Consider the following 14,500-nt stretch of genomic DNA (forward strand, 5'->3'; position numbering starts at 1 on the left):
GATGTTAGTAGGCTCGTTCCATGCGCGTGCTGGCACTGCTCGACGGAACCCTCGCTGACCCCGACTCGCCGCAGATCCGCGTCGACGATCTCGGACTCATGCGCGGTGACGGCGTGTTCGAAACGATCCTCGTGGTCGACGGGAAGCCCCGCGAACTCACGCCGCACCTGGACCGGCTCGACCGGTCCGCCGCCATGCTCGACATGCCCGCACCGCCGCGTGCGGAGTTCGAGCGCGCGGTCGAGCTCGTCATCGGCAACTGGACCGGTGGCAAGGAGTTCGCCCTGAAGCTCGTCTACACCCGCGGCATCGAGGGCGGCGACGGCACGGGCACCGGGTTCGCGCTCGGCATGGAGATCGGCGCGAAGGTGCTCAAGCAGCGCGCCGAGGGCCTGGCCGCCGTGACGCTGGACCGCGGCATCGAGCCGGACCTCGCCGACCGCGCGCCGTGGCTGCTGCTGGGCGCCAAGTCGCTGTCGTACGCGATCAACATGGCCGCGATCCGGGAGGCCGAGCGCCGCGGAGCCGTCGAGGTCATCTTCACGACTTCGAGCGGCTCGGTGCTGGAAGGCCCGACCTCGACCGTGATCCTGGTGCGCGGCAAGACGCTGGTCACGCCGCCGTCGAAGCTCGGCATCCTGCCCGGCACCACGCAGTACGCGTTGTTCCGCGCCGCCGAGCGCGCCGGCTGGACCGTGCTCGTGGAGCCGATCCAGACCGGCGAGCTCTACGACGCCGAGGGCGTGTTCCTCGCGTCCAGCGTTCGCAAGATCACGCGGGTGACCACGCTGGACGGCAAGCAGCTGCCCGACTCGTCAGCCCTGCTCACCGAACTGCAGGGCCTGTACGAGTCCGAGTACTAACGGAGACCGGCGTCGACCGCGGCCATCAACGGGCCGCGGTCACCCGACATCTCCCAGAACATCGCACCGAGCAGGTTCTTCGACTTCAGCCACGCGGTCTTCTTCTGGATCGACCACGCGTCGTCGAAGGTCCACCACTGGTTGCCGGTGTAGCAGGACGTCGCCACGGCCACCTCGTCGTGGTAGACGGTGCAGTTCGGCACGGACGCGACGAGGTTGGCGTACCCGCGCGTGCCCGCCTCCTCCGGGAACTGGCCAGGAGCCGCACCACCCGCCTGTTGCCACTCGCCCTTCTTGCCGCCGTCGACCACGTTCTGCCAGCCGCGGCCGTAGAACGCGAGTCCGAGCGTGATCTTGCGTGACGGCACCCCGGCGTCGAGGTAGGCCTGCACCGTGCTGGCCACGTCGAAGTGGAACGGGTACGGGTCGTCCGGGTCGGGGTAGAGGTTGCCCTGGTGGCCGGTCCGGTTCGGTTCCCACGAGTTGTCGCTGCCGGAGCCGTGGAAGTCGTAGCCCTGGACGTTGAAGATGTCCATCGACTGCGCGACCCGTCCGAGCTCCCAGCCCGTCGCGATCTTGCCCGGGTCGGCCGGGGTGAACGCGGTGATCTGGTAGCGCTTGCCGGTCGTGGCGCCGTACGCGTCGATCTGCCGGCGGAACTCCTCGATCAGCAGCGAGTTGTTGACCTTGTCCTGCGGGCCGAAGTGGTTGCCCGCGTGGCCTTCCGCGCCCGGCCACTCCCAGTCGAGGTCGAAGCCGTCGAAGATGCCCGCCGCGGTGCCGGGACCGCCGGCGCCGTTGTAGACCGGCAGGTTGCCCTTCAGGTAGATGTCGATGCACGACGACACGAACTTCTTGCGCGAGGCGTCGGTCGCCGCGACGTCGGAGAAGTACTTCGAGTACGTCCAGCCGCCGAGCGAGATCAGCACCTTGAGATTCGGGAACTTCGCCTTGAGCTTCTTGAGCTGGTTGTAGTTGCCGCGCAACGGTTCCCAGCCGCTGTCCCCGACACCGTCGACGGACTGCGCCGCGCTCATCTGCCTGCTGTAGTCGGCTTCCGCGTCGCCCGCGCCGTCGCCCTGGTTCGGGTCCTGCGGGTTGGCCGTGGTGCCCTTGGTGACGCCGTGCAGGCACGTCAGGTTGACCGGGTCGATGTTGCCGAACGCGTAGTTGACGTGGGTCAGCTTGGCGGCATCCATGTCCTTGACGAAGTACTGACGTCCGTAGATGCCCCACTGAACGAAGTACCCGACACGGGCGTAGCCGCCGACGATGTCACTTGTGGTCTCGGTCAGCGCGTTGCTCGCTCCGGAGACGTTGTCGTACGTGTCGCGAGCCCTGACGGTGAAGGTGTAGCTCGTCGACGGTGCGAGGCCGCTGACGACCGCCGTTGTGCCGGAGACCGTCATCTTCACGGTCGAGCCGACGTAGACGTCGTAGTTCGCGACGCCGCTGTTGTCCGTGGATGCGTTCCACGCCAACGTGATGCTGCCCGCGTCCTTGGCGGTCGAGCGCAGGTTGCCCGGCACGCTCGGCGGTGTGGTGTCGGTGGCGGGGTTGTTGGTCGTGACGCTCACGGCCGCGCTCGGTGCCGACTGCGTGCCCTTCGTGTCCTTGGCCCGCACCGTGAACGAGTACGCGGTGTTCGGGTTGAGGCCGGTGACGATGGCGGACGTCGTGGTGCTGCTCGTGGCGAGCGCGCTTCCGTTGTAGACGTCGTAGCCGGCGATCGGCAGCGAGCCCGCGGTGGAGGCGTTCCACTGCAACGTCACCGTGCGCGTGGTTTTGCTCGGCGACGTCAGCCCGGTCGGTGCGCTGGGCGGAGTGTCCGGGGCGCCGCTGCAGTTCGCGTTGTTGATGCGGCAGGTCACCGGCTCCACGTTGGAGCTGATGGAGAACGTCGGGCTGTACGGCTCGGTGCTGCCGCCCGCCGCAACGCTCTTGTTGTAGTAGGCCGGGGTGAGCGTCACCTGGTTGCCGGATTGGCTGACGGTGCCGTTCTGGCCGTTGCTGACCGTCACGCCGTTGGGCAGCGTGAAGACGATCGACCAGTCGGAAATGGCCGCGCTGGTGTTGTTGCGCACGATGAACTTCGCCGTGCCGCCGGCGACCGAGTAGTCGGCCGTGACACCACTCGCGGGCGGCGCGGGATCACCGCTGCCGTCGCACGCCATGTTGTTGATCGTGCAGGTGGTCGGGTCCGACGCCGAGCTCAACGTGAAGGTCGGGCTGTACGGCTCGGTGTTGCGCCCCGGCGGGAGGTTGTTGATGTAGAAGGCAGGAGTGAGCGTCACTCTCGTGCCGTTCTGGGTGGTCGTCGCGTTCTGGACGTTGCTGACCGTGACACCGGACGGCAGGTCGAACTTGATCGACCACCCGTTGAGCGCGGTCGTGGACGCGTTGGCGACCACGAACTTGCCGCTCGTGCCGGTGCGGGAGAAGGTCGCGGTGATGCCCGTGGCGGCCTGTGCAGGGACCGCCAGTGCGAGCACAGCGACCAAAATCGCTAGGAGGGCAGGGATTCGGCGCATGCGGAACTCCAGATTGGTAGAGGTCCGCGGCGGCCTGACAGGTACGGTATTTGGTCTGGACCACTTACGTCAACGGGGTGGTTCTCAGCTGATCGGGCGGAACCTGACGCTCGTCCCCGGTCGCGCTTGACCGAGAAACCGCAGGTGATCACGGTCGACAACGCCGATGACCGGATAGCCGCCCGTCGTGGGGTGGTCGTTCAGGAAGACCACGGGCTGGCCGTCCGGCGGCACCTGGACAGCGCCGGTGATCATGCCCTCGCTGGGAATCTCGCCGTCACGACGATTCAGCTTGGCACCGCTGAGCCGCGCGCCGACGCGGTTGCTGCGGTCGGACACCGTCCAGGACCCTTGGCGCAGCTGGCTTTCCGCGTCCTCGAACCAGTCGTCCCTGGGCCCGAGTCTGATCGGGATGACCAACGTTTGCAGCGCGGGCGCTGGCGGCACGACATCCGCGCCGATTGGGACGTTCGGCGTACCGAGTGGCAGAACGTCGTTGTCCCGCAACGGGTCTGGACCGATTCCGGACAGCAGATCGGTCGAGCGGCTGCCGAGTTCTGGGGGTAGGTCGATGCCGCCGGAGACGGCCAGGTAGGTGCGCAGGCCGGACTCCGGCGTGCCGATGCGGAGCGTCGAGGCCTTGGACAGGTGCAGCGGCTGGTGCGAGTCGGCGAGCTTGTCGTCGATCCACACCTGCACCTGCGGTCCGGTCACCGCGACCGTGCAGGACGCTTCGGCGGTGATCTCCGCGCCACCCAGCAGAAGTTCGAGTCCGGCGGCGGTCTCCTCGTTGCCGACGAGCCGGTTGGCGAGGGTGAGCGAGTGCGGGTCGACTGCGCCGGACGGGGGGACGCCGAGGTGGGCGTTCCCGGGCCGGCCGAGGTCCTGGACCAGGGCCTGCGGGCCGGTGTGGACGATCCTGATGCTGCGTTTCACGCGATCACGAACCGGACTTTGTCACCGGGAGCCAGCAGCGCCGGGGTCTCGGCCTTCGCGTCGAACAGGGTGATGTCCGTGCTGCCGATCAACCGCCAGCCGCCCGGAGTGGCTCTCGGGTACGCGGCGGTGAACTCGCCGGCGATGCCCACGCTTCCGACGGGGACCTTGGTGCGCGGGGAGTCGAGTCTGGGCTGCTGGAGGTTCTCCGGGAGACCGGTCAGGTAGCCGAAGCCGGGCGCGAAGCCGCAGAACGCGACCTCGTAGACAGCGCTCGTGTGAAGCCTGACAACTTCGTCCGGGCTGATGCCCGCTGTCTCGGCGACCAGGTCCAGATCCGGGCCGTCGTAGGTGACCGGGATGGTGACCTCGCGGGACCGCGTCTCGGGGACGTGGGTCAGGTCGACGGTGGCGAGGACTTCCCTGACCTGCGTGAGGGCGCCCTTGACCAGCACCGTTCGTGCGGCCGGGACGAGCTCCTCGATGCCGTCGAGGTCCTGGAGGGCTGCGCGGACGGCCGCCACCTCGGTCAGTGAGTCGACCTCCACGAGGAGCGCGTCGGTTCCGCAGCGCCGGAGCAGCATGGACCCATGCTACGGGGAATCGTGGGATTGTTGAACAATCCCACGACCCAAGTTTCCCCGGCGTGTCCCCTGGGCGTCAGTCTCAGCCGACGATGCGCTTGAGGTGCGCGGACGCGTGGGGCTGCAACGGCTGGCCGACCATCGCGCGCTCCTCGACGTACGCGAGGTCGCCGTTGTTGACGAGGCCGTAGAGACGCTGCGCGCCCTGGACTTCCTTGGCCGACGCGGTGCGGATCACGGCGTCGGTCTCGAACTCCCAGGAGGTGTTCGTGCGCGGCTTGCCGTAGTACAGCTCGACGATGCCCGTGTTGTGCGTGAGCAGCAGCTCGATCGTGTCGTCCTCCTGCGGACGCCAGAACCCCTGCTCGCGCGCCGCGGGCCGAATGACCTCGCCGGCCTCGTTGAGCAGCCAGCTGCGCGCCTCGTAGACGAGGAACGGCCGCCCGTCGTGGGCGAAGGTGATCTGCTGCCCGTAGCGGAACGGCCCGTCGATCGTCGGATAGACGATCTCGCCCTCGCCTCGCCAGACGCCCACCAGCGGAAGAACGCTGAGGAGGGCGTCATTGAGGTTGGCACCTTCGCGCAGGTTCGCCGTGTCGCCCGGCACGGGCATGTCGGTGAACTGCGGCAGGTTGCGGGCCCTCGTCGCGGCGGCACGCTCCTCCGCCAGGCGGATGGCCTCGTCGCCGCTGCCGGGGATGGGGGTGCCCGCGGTCATCGCTGGTCGGAGTAGAGGCGGTACACGACGTAGCCCGCGAACCACATGACTGCGATGGTCACTAGCACCAGGAGTCCGGTGAAGATGTGTTCCACGCGGTGAGGATATCTCTCCCGGCTTGACGTGCAGGGTTGCGGTGGTCACCTTGCGGGGCCTGTCACGTCCCAGCGGAGGGGCCGCCTGGCGTGCGGGCCGGTCACCTTACGAGGGTGGTTGCTCGGGTGCTGACGGGCCGGGGCATTTCATCGCCGCTTCAAGGTGAGTCGGCATTGGGCTTTCACGGCTCACTTCGCCTCGCCACGCCGCTCGATTCACTCTATCGTGCGCGGCTTAGCCCGTTATCTTCTCGTGATCTTGCGGTAGATTAGAACACGTGAGCGAAACCCGACTCCTCTCCACCGACGATCTGCTGTGCAGCATCGTCGCCGAGGTGATGGAGATTCGGATTCGCGAAAACATGGTCATGCAGAAGATCGCTGAACTCGATCAGCGTGGCGCTGCGGCCGAATTCGGTTACAAGGATTTGGCGCAGGTGCTGCAGCACGCGGTCCGATGGGACCGGAAAGCCGCTAAGCAATGGGTCGCGCATGCCTTGCTGCTGAATCGTGAGATCACCCCGACCGGCAGTGAACTGGCTCCTGATCTTCCGGTCACCGCCGAGGCGGCGGCGGAGGGTGCATTGTCGGCTGAGCATGTCAGGGCGGTCGCCGAGGTGATGGCCGAACTGCCTGCTGAAGTCGAGCAGCTGGTGGTGGACGTGGCCCGCGAGCACGATCCCTACGCGGTGCGCAAGTTCGGCAAGGACCTGGCCTACGGGCTCTACCAGAACGACCCGGAGCCGCGCGATGTCGAGCCCGCGCCGGTCGTCAACCAGTTGGTGAAGCAGTGGAAGAACGGTCAGCTCGAGATTCGCGCGTTGCTGGACGCGGTTACCGGCGCCACCTTCGAGGCGATGCTGGACCCGCTGGCCAAGCCTCGCCCCGACACCGCCTTGGAAGGCCCGGACCTGCGGTCCCGTGCCGAGCGTGAGGGCGATGCCTTCGCCGAGTTGGTCAACCTGATGGTGCGGGCCGACCAGTTGCCCGAGCACGGCGGCGAGCCCGTCACGCTCACCGTGACCATGAGCTACGAGAACCTGGCCGAGCAGGTGGGTCAGGCCATGCTCGACAACGGCGAGCGCGTCCCGGCCAGCCAGGTCCGGCAGCTGGCCTGCAACGCGGGGATCATTCCGCTGGTGCTGGGGGACAAGTCGCAGCCGATGGACATCGGTCGCAAGACCCGCAGCTTCCCCGCCGGAATCCGCCGAGTCCTCGTGGGCCGAGACCGAGGCTGCGCCTTCCCCGGCTGCTTCCGTCCGCCGAGACAGTGCGACGCCCACCACATCCATCATTGGGCGGATGGCGGCAATACCTCAGTGGAGAACGCGGTCTTGGTGTGCCGCCATCACCACACGCTGATCCACCAGAGCGAGTGGGAAGTGAAAATGGTGTCGGGCATACCCACTTTCTACCCGCCCTCCTGGCTCGACCGGGACCGCAACCCGAAACGCAATCTCATCCACGCCGCTGCCGCCTGATCGCCGCCTGATCGCCACCCAAATCGTGGCGATGCGAAGCGAGCCGTCCGAACCTGTGCGGAATTGAGAAGTGGTCATAACGTGCCCAGCCCGGCGATTGGGGCTTGACTTTGAGTGCAAGATGCTACCGTTGAAGGGAACGGCCGGGCTCCTTATGCCCGGCCTTTTAAGGACGATGAAGCATCTTGCCAGAGGCTCAAAGTCAAGCCCCAATCGCAATCGTCGCGAAGCGGCGATGAATTGACCCGGCCCGGTAATGCCCACGCGCCCACCCGCCAGCGGCCACCAACACGTGGAAGGCCCCGACGGATCCCGCCGGGGCCTTCGCCTTACCACTGAGGTCTGTCAGGCAACAGCAATCTGCACGTCGTGGATCCCAGGCCCCGAAGCCGAAACATCGGCCTGCCCGTTGCCGCTCCGGTGCAAAGCCCGAACGGTCCAGCTACCCGGCGCCGCGAAGAACCGGAAGTCCCCCTCAGGAGAGGAGACGACCTCAGCGGTGAACTCGCCGGTCGAGTCCAGCAGCCGGACATAGGCGCCACCAACGGGAGCCCCGTCGGCAACGACCTTGCCCTGCAGGACGGTTTCCGTGGTCGCAACGTCGATCGAGCCGCCCTGAACAGGCGCGCCGCATGAGTCGGACATGAAATCAGGCCTCCTTGCCGGAACCGAGTTCGATCGGCACGCCGACGAGCGAGCCGTACTCCGTCCAAGAACCGTCGTAGTTCTTGACGTCTTCGTGGCCGAGCAGTTCGCGCAGTGCGAACCAGGTGTGCGAGGAGCGCTCGCCGATGCGGCAGTAGGCGATGGTCTTGCGGCTGCCGTCGAAGCCCGCCTCGGAGTAGATCTCGCGGAGCTCGTCCTCGGACTTGAAGGTGCCGTCCTCGTTGGCAGCCTTCGACCAGGGCACGTTCACGGCCGACGGGATGTGGCCGGCGCGCTGGGCCTGCTCCTGCGGGAGGTGTGCCGGTGCCAGGAGCTTGCCGGAGAACTCGTCGGGCGAGCGGACGTCGACGAGGTTCTTGTTGCCGATGGCGTCGACGACCTCGTCGCGGAAGGCGCGGATCGAGAGGTCCTGCTCCTGGGCCTTGTAGGTGGTCGCGGAACGCGTGACCTCGTCCTTGTCCAGGGGGCGGCCGTCGAGCTCCCACTTCTTGCGGCCGCCGTCGAGCAGCTTCACGTCGTTGTGCCCGTACAGCTTGAAGTACCAGTACGCGTAGGCCGCGAACCAGTTGTTGTTGCCGCCGTAGAGGATGACGGTGTCGTCGTTGGAGATGCCCTTGGCCGAGAGCAGCTTCTCGAAGCCCTCGCGGTCGACGAAGTCGCGGCGGACCTGGTCCTGCAGCTCGGTCTTCCAGTCGATTCGGACGGCGCCGGGGATGTGCCCGCCGTCGTACGCGGTGGTGTCCTCGTCGACCTCCACGAACACGACGCCGGGCGTCTGGAGGTTCTCCTCGGACCAGGCGGCCGAGACCAGCACGTTCTCACGGCTCATGGGACGTTGCTCCTGTAGTAGTACTGGGCTTATTGCGATTGCGGACGTGCGAGGGCGGGTGCGTACCGGCGCAGCAGCAGGTACATCTCGCACCCGAGGCACAGGCCCAGCGCGGCGTTGAGCAGCGCTGCTACCAGTGCGAGAGCGGTGGCCACGGTGCCCAGCGTCGTCAGACCCGTGGCGTAGCCGAGGGTGCCGATCAGCGCGAAGACGAAACCGACGCCCTGGGCGAAGCGCAGTGGTGCGGCCTCTTCGCGTTCGGTGGTCGGGGTGATCCGGGGCTGGATCGCGTAGCGGTAGACGTGACCCCACGGGTTGAGCTTGAGCGAGATGAACGCGCACATCGCGAACAGCACCGTCTGCGCGGCGAGGAGCCGCCACCAGCCGGTGAGGAGCACGACGGCCAGGATGACGGTGGTCATCCAGGCGGAGAAGCGCGGTCCGCGCGGGTCTACTGGGGAGTCTTTGGGCACGACGACCTCCGGACATTCGGACGAGGAGAAATTCAGTCCGTCAGAGGAGGCTGTTGGGCGTCAAGCGGCCCAATCAGCTCGTCGTGCGACACAGGCTGCTGCGCACGCGGCACAGATCCACCGCGCGTCGCTTCGTGAGCAGCATTGTCATGCCAGCGAGGGTAGCCCTCAATCTCTCGGTCCGGGAGGTATGTCCATCAGGTGGAACAACCCAGGTTCACCCGACCGGATTACGCCCCGGACCGCTCCAGATGCGGCTGCAGGGCGGCGAGCAGAGTGTCGCGTTTCGGCACGCCACCGACTCGCAACACCTCGACACCGTCGGCCGTGAGAGCCAGCGTGGTGGGCGTGCGCATCACGCCCAGCTGAGCGGCGACGTCCGGCAGGTTCGTCACGTCGAGCTCGGCGTGCGTGAGGCCGTCGGTGCGGGAGGCCAGGTCGCTCAGGATCACCTTCGCGTGCCTGCACGGCGCGCAGAACGTGGTGGAGAGCTGGACCAGCGTCACCCCCGGCGCGAGCAGGTCGCGCACGGGGGCGGGCAGGTCGATCGAGGCTTCACGACGGGAGATGCGGCCCTCGCGGACCTTGAGCAGCACACCGATCGCGCCGGCCACGGCCAACGCGCCCAGCAGCGCCCACACACCAGTCATCGTTGGACCAACGGTACATCCGTGATCACGCCGCTCAGCTTGAACGCACCGCTCTCCACCTCAACGGCGGTAGGCGTGGCACCGAACGGGAGCGTGCCGGGGTCGATCTTGATCGCGAGGGCCTGGCGGAGCTGCGGGATGATCTGCTTGAGCGAGGTGTCTTCCAGCTCGATGTCGTCGACGTTGATCTGGATGGCACCGCTGACCAGCGCGATCTGGCCGTACGCGGTGAGCGTGACGGCCTTGCCCGCGACGTTGGTCTGGCCGGAGAGCTTGATCGCGGCGGTCGTCTGCGGCGCGGCCGGCGTGACCGGCGTCCGCGTGGCCACGCGGTTGTCCGGCTCGATCGAGAGCTTGTCGAATGGCGTGACCTGGTTGGCGAGCCGGTTCAGGTCCAGCGCCTTGATCTTGATGCTGCCGTCGACCTGGTCGATGGTCGCCTTGGAGACGTTGCCCGCCAACAGGTCTGCCAGTTCGACGCGGGTGTGCCGGAGGTCGGCGTGGATGTCGAGGTCGCGCAGGTCGACGCCCGACTGCTCGTTCTTGATCGGCACACCGGTCGCGTCGATCTCGACGTGCTTGTAGTCGCCGCGGACCGCCTGGAGGATGAACGGGAAGCCGTTGATGCGCACCGACGGGTCCTCGTTGAGCTGCAGCTTCTCCCGCATGCGCTGGGCGATCTGGTACTCGCCGGCCGCCGCGAGGGCGAAGTCGGCCGCGACGAGCAGGACGCCGAGCACGATCAGCGTGATGATGAGGAACTTCCCGCGCCGTGACTTCTTCTTCCGCGGTCGTGCAGGAGTGTGCGCAGTCATTCCCCGTCCTCGACTTCAGTGATCGCGGCGACCCATGCCGCCATCCGGTCTACCAGTTCTGGAGTCGCGGCTGATTCCGCGTGCCGCATGCCGGGCTCGATCCACAGCTCGGCATGTCCCAAGGACGCGCGGTGCAGTGACCTGGCGTGCTCCTGGTCGAAATAGTGGTCCAGGTCACCGTGCACGATCAGCAGTGGGGTGGGCGTTATGCGTGCCACCACCTCCAGCGGACTCTCCGGCGGTTGTACCCAGCTGTCGCCGAGCCGAACCCCGATCGCGCGCGCCGCCAGCTTGCCGTGCGGCTGCTCCAGCAACCAGTGCACCCGGCGCATCGGTGCCGTCTCGCGGGACCACCACCGGGCAGGAGCGCTCACGGAGACGACGGCGTCGGGCCTGGTCTCACCCAGTGCCGCATGCCGGATGACGACCGAGGCGCCCATCGAGAACCCGACCGTGGCGATCTTCGAGTAGCCCAGCTCTCGAGCCGTCCTCACGGCGGCCTCGACGTCGTGGATCTCGTCCGCGCCGACCGTGGAGCGCCCCTCGGACCGTCCGTGGCCGCGGAAATCCAGCGCGACGACACCGGCGTGCGCGGCCAGGCGCGCAAGAACCCGAGCGACGTACGGCTTGGTCACGTTGTTCGTGAATCCGTGTCCCACAACGAAAGCGAGGTCGTTTTCACTCTTGTGGTGGACGCCGTGCAAGCGCACTCCGTCGTGTGACATGGATGTAACAGGCGTGACGCTTGTGGAAACAACTGTGAGCACGGCTTCTTGACCTGGGACTTTCTGGGGTTGCACAGGTATTGTCTCCGTCATCCGCAGGCAACGGGGCCCGGTCACCGTACGCCGCTGGTCTGGTCGAGGTGACCTGACCACGGCCGATTTGGAGGGCGCCTCGATGAGCATTGACGTGCTACTGCTGACGACAGACCCGGACCCGGAGGCTGTGCTTCCCGCGCTGTCCCTGCTGCCGCACGCCGTGCGTCCGCTCCGTCCCGAGGTCTCCGCGCTGCTCGAAGCCGGCCCCCACGACATCGTGCTGGTCGACGCCCGCACGGATCTGGTCGGCGCCCGCTCGCTGTGCCGCCTGCTCGACTCGTCCGGTGTGGACGTCCCCGTGGTGGCCGTGGTCACCGAGGGCGGTCTGGTCGCCGTGAACTCCGACTGGTCGGTCGACGAGATCCTGCTGCCGAACTCCGGCCCCGCCGAGGTCGACGCCCGTCTGCGCCTGGTGCGCTCGCGCCGGGGCACCACCCAGCCCGGTGGCGACGGCGCCCTGCAGCTCGGCGACCTGGTGATCGACGAGGCCACCTACACCGCGCGCCTCAAGGGCCGCCCGCTCGACCTCACCTACAAGGAGTTCGAGCTGCTCAAGTACCTCGCGCAGCACGCGGGCCGGGTGTTCACCCGCGCGCAGCTGCTGCAGGAGGTCTGGGGCTACGACTTCTTCGGTGGCACGCGCACGGTCGACGTCCACGTACGACGCCTGCGCGCCAAGCTCGGCCCCGAGCACGAGGCGTTGATCGGCACCGTGCGCAACGTCGGCTACAAGTTCGTGCGCCCCCCGCGCCCCGGCTCGTCGCGCCGCCCGGCCGAGATGGCCGAGGTCGACGAGGTGGGTGACTCGGTCCGTCTTCTGGATGAGCGTTTGATCGCGCGGTAGGTTCGCCTGTGTGGCGCAACTGAGCTGGTACGACGAGCTGACGACCGACCAGGCTGCCGAAGTGCGGCAGTTGCTGACAGCTGCCGAGAGCACCGACGGTGTGGCACCGGTCGGCGAGGCCGTGCGACTGCGGATGCGCCCAGGCGCACAGGGCAGCAGGCACCTCCTCGCGCACCTGGACGGCGAGCTCGCCGGGTACGCGCACGTGGACATGCTCGGGGACTCCGGCGGCCACAAGGTCGCCGAGTTCGCCGTGCATCCGAAGCACCGCCATCAGGGCGTTGGCGAGGCACTGGTGAAAGCGCTCCCGCAGGACTCCCTGCGGGTCTGGGCGCACGGCGGCCACCCGGACGCCGAGAAGCTCGCCGCGAAGCTCGGCTTCCGCAAGGTCCGCGAGCTGCTGAGGATGCGGCTACGGGTCGAGAACGAGCTGCCAGAGCCCAAGGTGCCCGACGGCATCACCATCCGGGCGTTCATCCCCGGCAAGGACGAGGCCGCGGTCGTCTACGTGAACCACCGCGCGTTCGACTGGCACCCCGAGCAGGGCTCGATGTCGATCGAGGACGTCCGTGCCAAGGAGGCCGAGGACTGGTTCGACCCGGCCGGCTTCCTGCTCGCGTTCGACGAGGACGGCCGGCTGGCGGGCTTCCACTGGACGAAGGTGCACACCCCTGAGCTGGGCGAGGTGTACGTGGTCGGGGTCGACCCCGACAGCCAGGGCGGCGGTCTCGGCAAGGCGTTGACGCTGGCCGGTCTCCGGTACCTGCGAGAACAGCAGGTCAAGGAGGTCATGTTGTACGTCGAGTCGGACAACACAGCGGCGGTGAGCGTCTACACGAAGCTCGGCTTCACCCTCTGGGACGCCGACGTCCAGTACGCCCGCTAGTCAACGGACCGTCACAAAACGCATACGCGCTGGTCACGCCGTCACTCATTCGGCCGTGTGACCCGTCACTTCCCGTTCGGTGTTCACCTGTCGTTCACCCCGACTAGGCGGGCTGTCCACCATGGATACCTACCTTCCGAAGCGAGCGGCGACGTCCGTCGCAAAACCGCTAAATGCTTCCGCAAGGTGGAGGACCAAGGTGAAGATCCAGCGGCACGGCGCCGTGCTCGGCCTCGTCGCGGCCAGCGCGCTTCTTCTGGGTGCGTGTGGCTCCGACAACAACGCGGGCGCGGGTGGCAACACGAACGCGCCCGCCGCCTCCGGGGTCGAGTGCGGTGGCAAGAGCAAGCTGAACGCTGAGGGCTCCTCCGCGCAGAAGAACGCGGTCGACGCGTTCGTGCAGGCTTACAAGGCCGCCTGCCCCGGCGTGGACCTCGCCTACAACCCGTCCGGCTCCGGCGCGGGCGTCAAGAACTTCAACGCAGGCCAGGTCGACTTCGGTGGCTCGGACTCCGCTCTGAAGGACGGCGCCGAGACCGAGGCGGCCACCAAGCGCTGCCAGAGCAACCCGGCGTGGAACCTCCCGCTGGTCTTCGGCCCGGTCGCGATCGGCTACAAGGTCTCGGGTGTCGAGAGCCTCGTGCTGGACGCCAAGACCACCGCCGCGATCTTCTCCGGCACGGTCAAGAAGTGGAACGACCCGGCCATCAAGGCCCTGAACGGTTCTGCGACCCTGCCGGACAAGGACATCTCGGTCATCTACCGGTCCGACGAGTCGGGCACGACCGACAACTTCCAGAAGTACCTGACCACCGCTGGTGGCTGGACCAAGGGTGACGGCAAGCAGTTCAAGGGCGGTGTCGGCGAGGGCAAGGAGAAGTCCGCCGGTGTCGCGCAGGCCGTCGGCTCGATCGACGGTGCGATCACCTACGTCGAGTGGTCGTTCGCGCAGGACAACAAGCTCTCGACCGCCAAGATCGACTCCGGTGCCGGTGCTGTCGAGCTGAACGCCGAGTCGGCCGGCAAGGCCATCGACGGCGCGAAGGTCAAGGGCGAGGGCAACAACCTGGTCCTCGACCTGAACTCGATCTACGGGTCCAAGGCCGCCGGTGCGTACCCGCTGCTGCTCGCGACCTACGAGATCGTCTGCTCGAAGGGCTACGACGCGGACACGGCCAAGGCCGTCAAGGCGTTCCTGACCGTCGCCGCCACCACGGGCCAGCAGCAGCTCGCCGAAGCCGGCTACGTGCCGCTGCCCAAGGCGTTCCAGGAGAAACTGCTGACCGCAGTGAAGGCGATTGCCTGAGG

The 14,500-nt window shown here is 67.4% G+C and carries 16 protein-coding genes; 5 read left to right on the plus strand and 11 right to left on the minus strand.

The window, feature by feature from the left end; genetic code table 11:
* Nucleotides 1-20 precede the first annotated feature (20 nt).
* The gene (locus tag ABZ345_RS04190; protein ID WP_359842746.1) at nucleotides 21-863 is read left to right on the plus strand and encodes an aminodeoxychorismate lyase; all 843 of its coding nucleotides are present in this window, start codon (nucleotides 21-23) and stop codon (nucleotides 861-863) included.
* Here the strand turns inward: ABZ345_RS04190 and ABZ345_RS04195 are convergent.
* From ABZ345_RS04195 to ABZ345_RS04210, 4 genes are all read right to left on the minus strand, one after another.
* Nucleotides 860-3,355 carry a glycosyl hydrolase family 18 protein gene (locus tag ABZ345_RS04195; RefSeq protein ID WP_359842748.1) on the minus strand — a complete coding sequence of 832 codons (2,496 nt, stop codon included), beginning with the start codon at nucleotides 3,353-3,355 and terminating at the stop codon, nucleotides 860-862. The two genes, ABZ345_RS04190 and ABZ345_RS04195, sit on opposite strands and share 4 nt — an antisense overlap.
* A gap of 123 nt (nucleotides 3,356-3,478) precedes the next feature.
* Nucleotides 3,479-4,330, minus strand: coding sequence for a biotin-dependent carboxyltransferase family protein (locus tag ABZ345_RS04200; protein WP_359842750.1), 852 nt, complete (start codon nucleotides 4,328-4,330; stop codon nucleotides 3,479-3,481).
* Nucleotides 4,327-4,914, minus strand: coding sequence for a 5-oxoprolinase subunit PxpB (pxpB, locus tag ABZ345_RS04205; protein WP_359842752.1), 588 nt, complete (start codon nucleotides 4,912-4,914; stop codon nucleotides 4,327-4,329). The genes ABZ345_RS04200 and pxpB overlap by 4 nt, the downstream gene beginning before the upstream one ends.
* 82 nt (nucleotides 4,915-4,996) lie before the next feature.
* Nucleotides 4,997-5,632, minus strand: coding sequence for an FABP family protein (locus ABZ345_RS04210; RefSeq protein WP_359842754.1), 636 nt, complete (start codon nucleotides 5,630-5,632; stop codon nucleotides 4,997-4,999).
* A 373-nt stretch (nucleotides 5,633-6,005) separates the two neighbouring features.
* Between ABZ345_RS04210 and ABZ345_RS04215 the strand changes: the two genes are divergently transcribed.
* Entirely contained in the window at nucleotides 6,006-7,208 is a 1,203-nt protein-coding gene (locus ABZ345_RS04215) for a DUF222 domain-containing protein (RefSeq protein ID WP_359842756.1), read from the plus strand.
* A 345-nt stretch (nucleotides 7,209-7,553) separates the two neighbouring features.
* On the opposite strand, the gene ABZ345_RS04220 is transcribed toward ABZ345_RS04215, so the two are convergent.
* The 7 genes from ABZ345_RS04220 to ABZ345_RS04250 form a co-directional block, all read right to left on the minus strand.
* Entirely contained in the window at nucleotides 7,554-7,853 is a 300-nt protein-coding gene (locus ABZ345_RS04220) for a DUF1416 domain-containing protein (protein WP_359842758.1), read from the minus strand.
* 4 nt (nucleotides 7,854-7,857) lie between these two features.
* Nucleotides 7,858-8,703: a sulfurtransferase gene (locus tag ABZ345_RS04225; RefSeq protein ID WP_359842760.1), complete on the minus strand. Its 846-nt coding sequence runs from the start codon at nucleotides 8,701-8,703 to the stop codon at nucleotides 7,858-7,860.
* Nucleotides 8,704-8,732: 29 nt separating this feature from the next.
* Nucleotides 8,733-9,176, minus strand: a complete 444-nt coding sequence (locus ABZ345_RS04230) for a DUF4395 domain-containing protein (RefSeq protein WP_359842761.1) — start codon at nucleotides 9,174-9,176, stop codon at nucleotides 8,733-8,735.
* A 73-nt stretch (nucleotides 9,177-9,249) separates the two neighbouring features.
* Nucleotides 9,250-9,327 (minus strand): putative leader peptide, encoded by a 78-nt coding sequence (locus tag ABZ345_RS04235; RefSeq protein ID WP_352235731.1) that lies wholly within the window; start codon nucleotides 9,325-9,327, stop codon nucleotides 9,250-9,252.
* A gap of 79 nt (nucleotides 9,328-9,406) precedes the next feature.
* Nucleotides 9,407-9,826, minus strand: a complete 420-nt coding sequence (locus tag ABZ345_RS04240; RefSeq protein WP_359842763.1) for a thioredoxin family protein — start codon at nucleotides 9,824-9,826, stop codon at nucleotides 9,407-9,409.
* Nucleotides 9,823-10,641, minus strand: coding sequence for a DUF2993 domain-containing protein (locus ABZ345_RS04245; RefSeq protein ID WP_359842765.1), 819 nt, complete (start codon nucleotides 10,639-10,641; stop codon nucleotides 9,823-9,825). The genes ABZ345_RS04240 and ABZ345_RS04245 overlap by 4 nt, the downstream gene beginning before the upstream one ends.
* Complete coding sequence (locus ABZ345_RS04250) at nucleotides 10,638-11,459, minus strand: alpha/beta fold hydrolase (protein WP_359842767.1); 822 nt, start codon at nucleotides 11,457-11,459, stop codon at nucleotides 10,638-10,640. Before ABZ345_RS04250 ends, ABZ345_RS04245 begins: the two co-directional genes overlap by 4 nt.
* 82 nt (nucleotides 11,460-11,541) lie before the next feature.
* On the opposite strand from ABZ345_RS04250, the gene ABZ345_RS04255 reads away from it, so the two are divergent.
* The 3 genes from ABZ345_RS04255 (at nucleotide 11,542) to pstS (ending at nucleotide 14,498) form a co-directional block, all read left to right on the plus strand.
* Nucleotides 11,542-12,306: a response regulator transcription factor gene (locus ABZ345_RS04255; protein ID WP_359842769.1), complete on the plus strand. Its 765-nt coding sequence runs from the start codon at nucleotides 11,542-11,544 to the stop codon at nucleotides 12,304-12,306.
* Nucleotides 12,307-12,343: 37 nt separating this feature from the next.
* On the plus strand, nucleotides 12,344-13,192 hold the full coding sequence (gene mshD, locus ABZ345_RS04260; RefSeq protein ID WP_359843126.1) for a mycothiol synthase: 849 nt from the start codon (nucleotides 12,344-12,346) through the stop codon (nucleotides 13,190-13,192).
* 199 nt (nucleotides 13,193-13,391) lie between these two features.
* The gene (gene pstS / locus ABZ345_RS04265; protein WP_359842770.1) at nucleotides 13,392-14,498 is read left to right on the plus strand and encodes a phosphate ABC transporter substrate-binding protein PstS; all 1,107 of its coding nucleotides are present in this window, start codon (nucleotides 13,392-13,394) and stop codon (nucleotides 14,496-14,498) included.
* The last annotated feature ends 2 nt before the right edge of the window (nucleotides 14,499-14,500 follow it).

This window comes from Lentzea sp. NPDC005914 (assembly GCF_040629405.1).
Classification (GTDB): domain Bacteria; phylum Actinomycetota; class Actinomycetes; order Mycobacteriales; family Pseudonocardiaceae; genus Lentzea.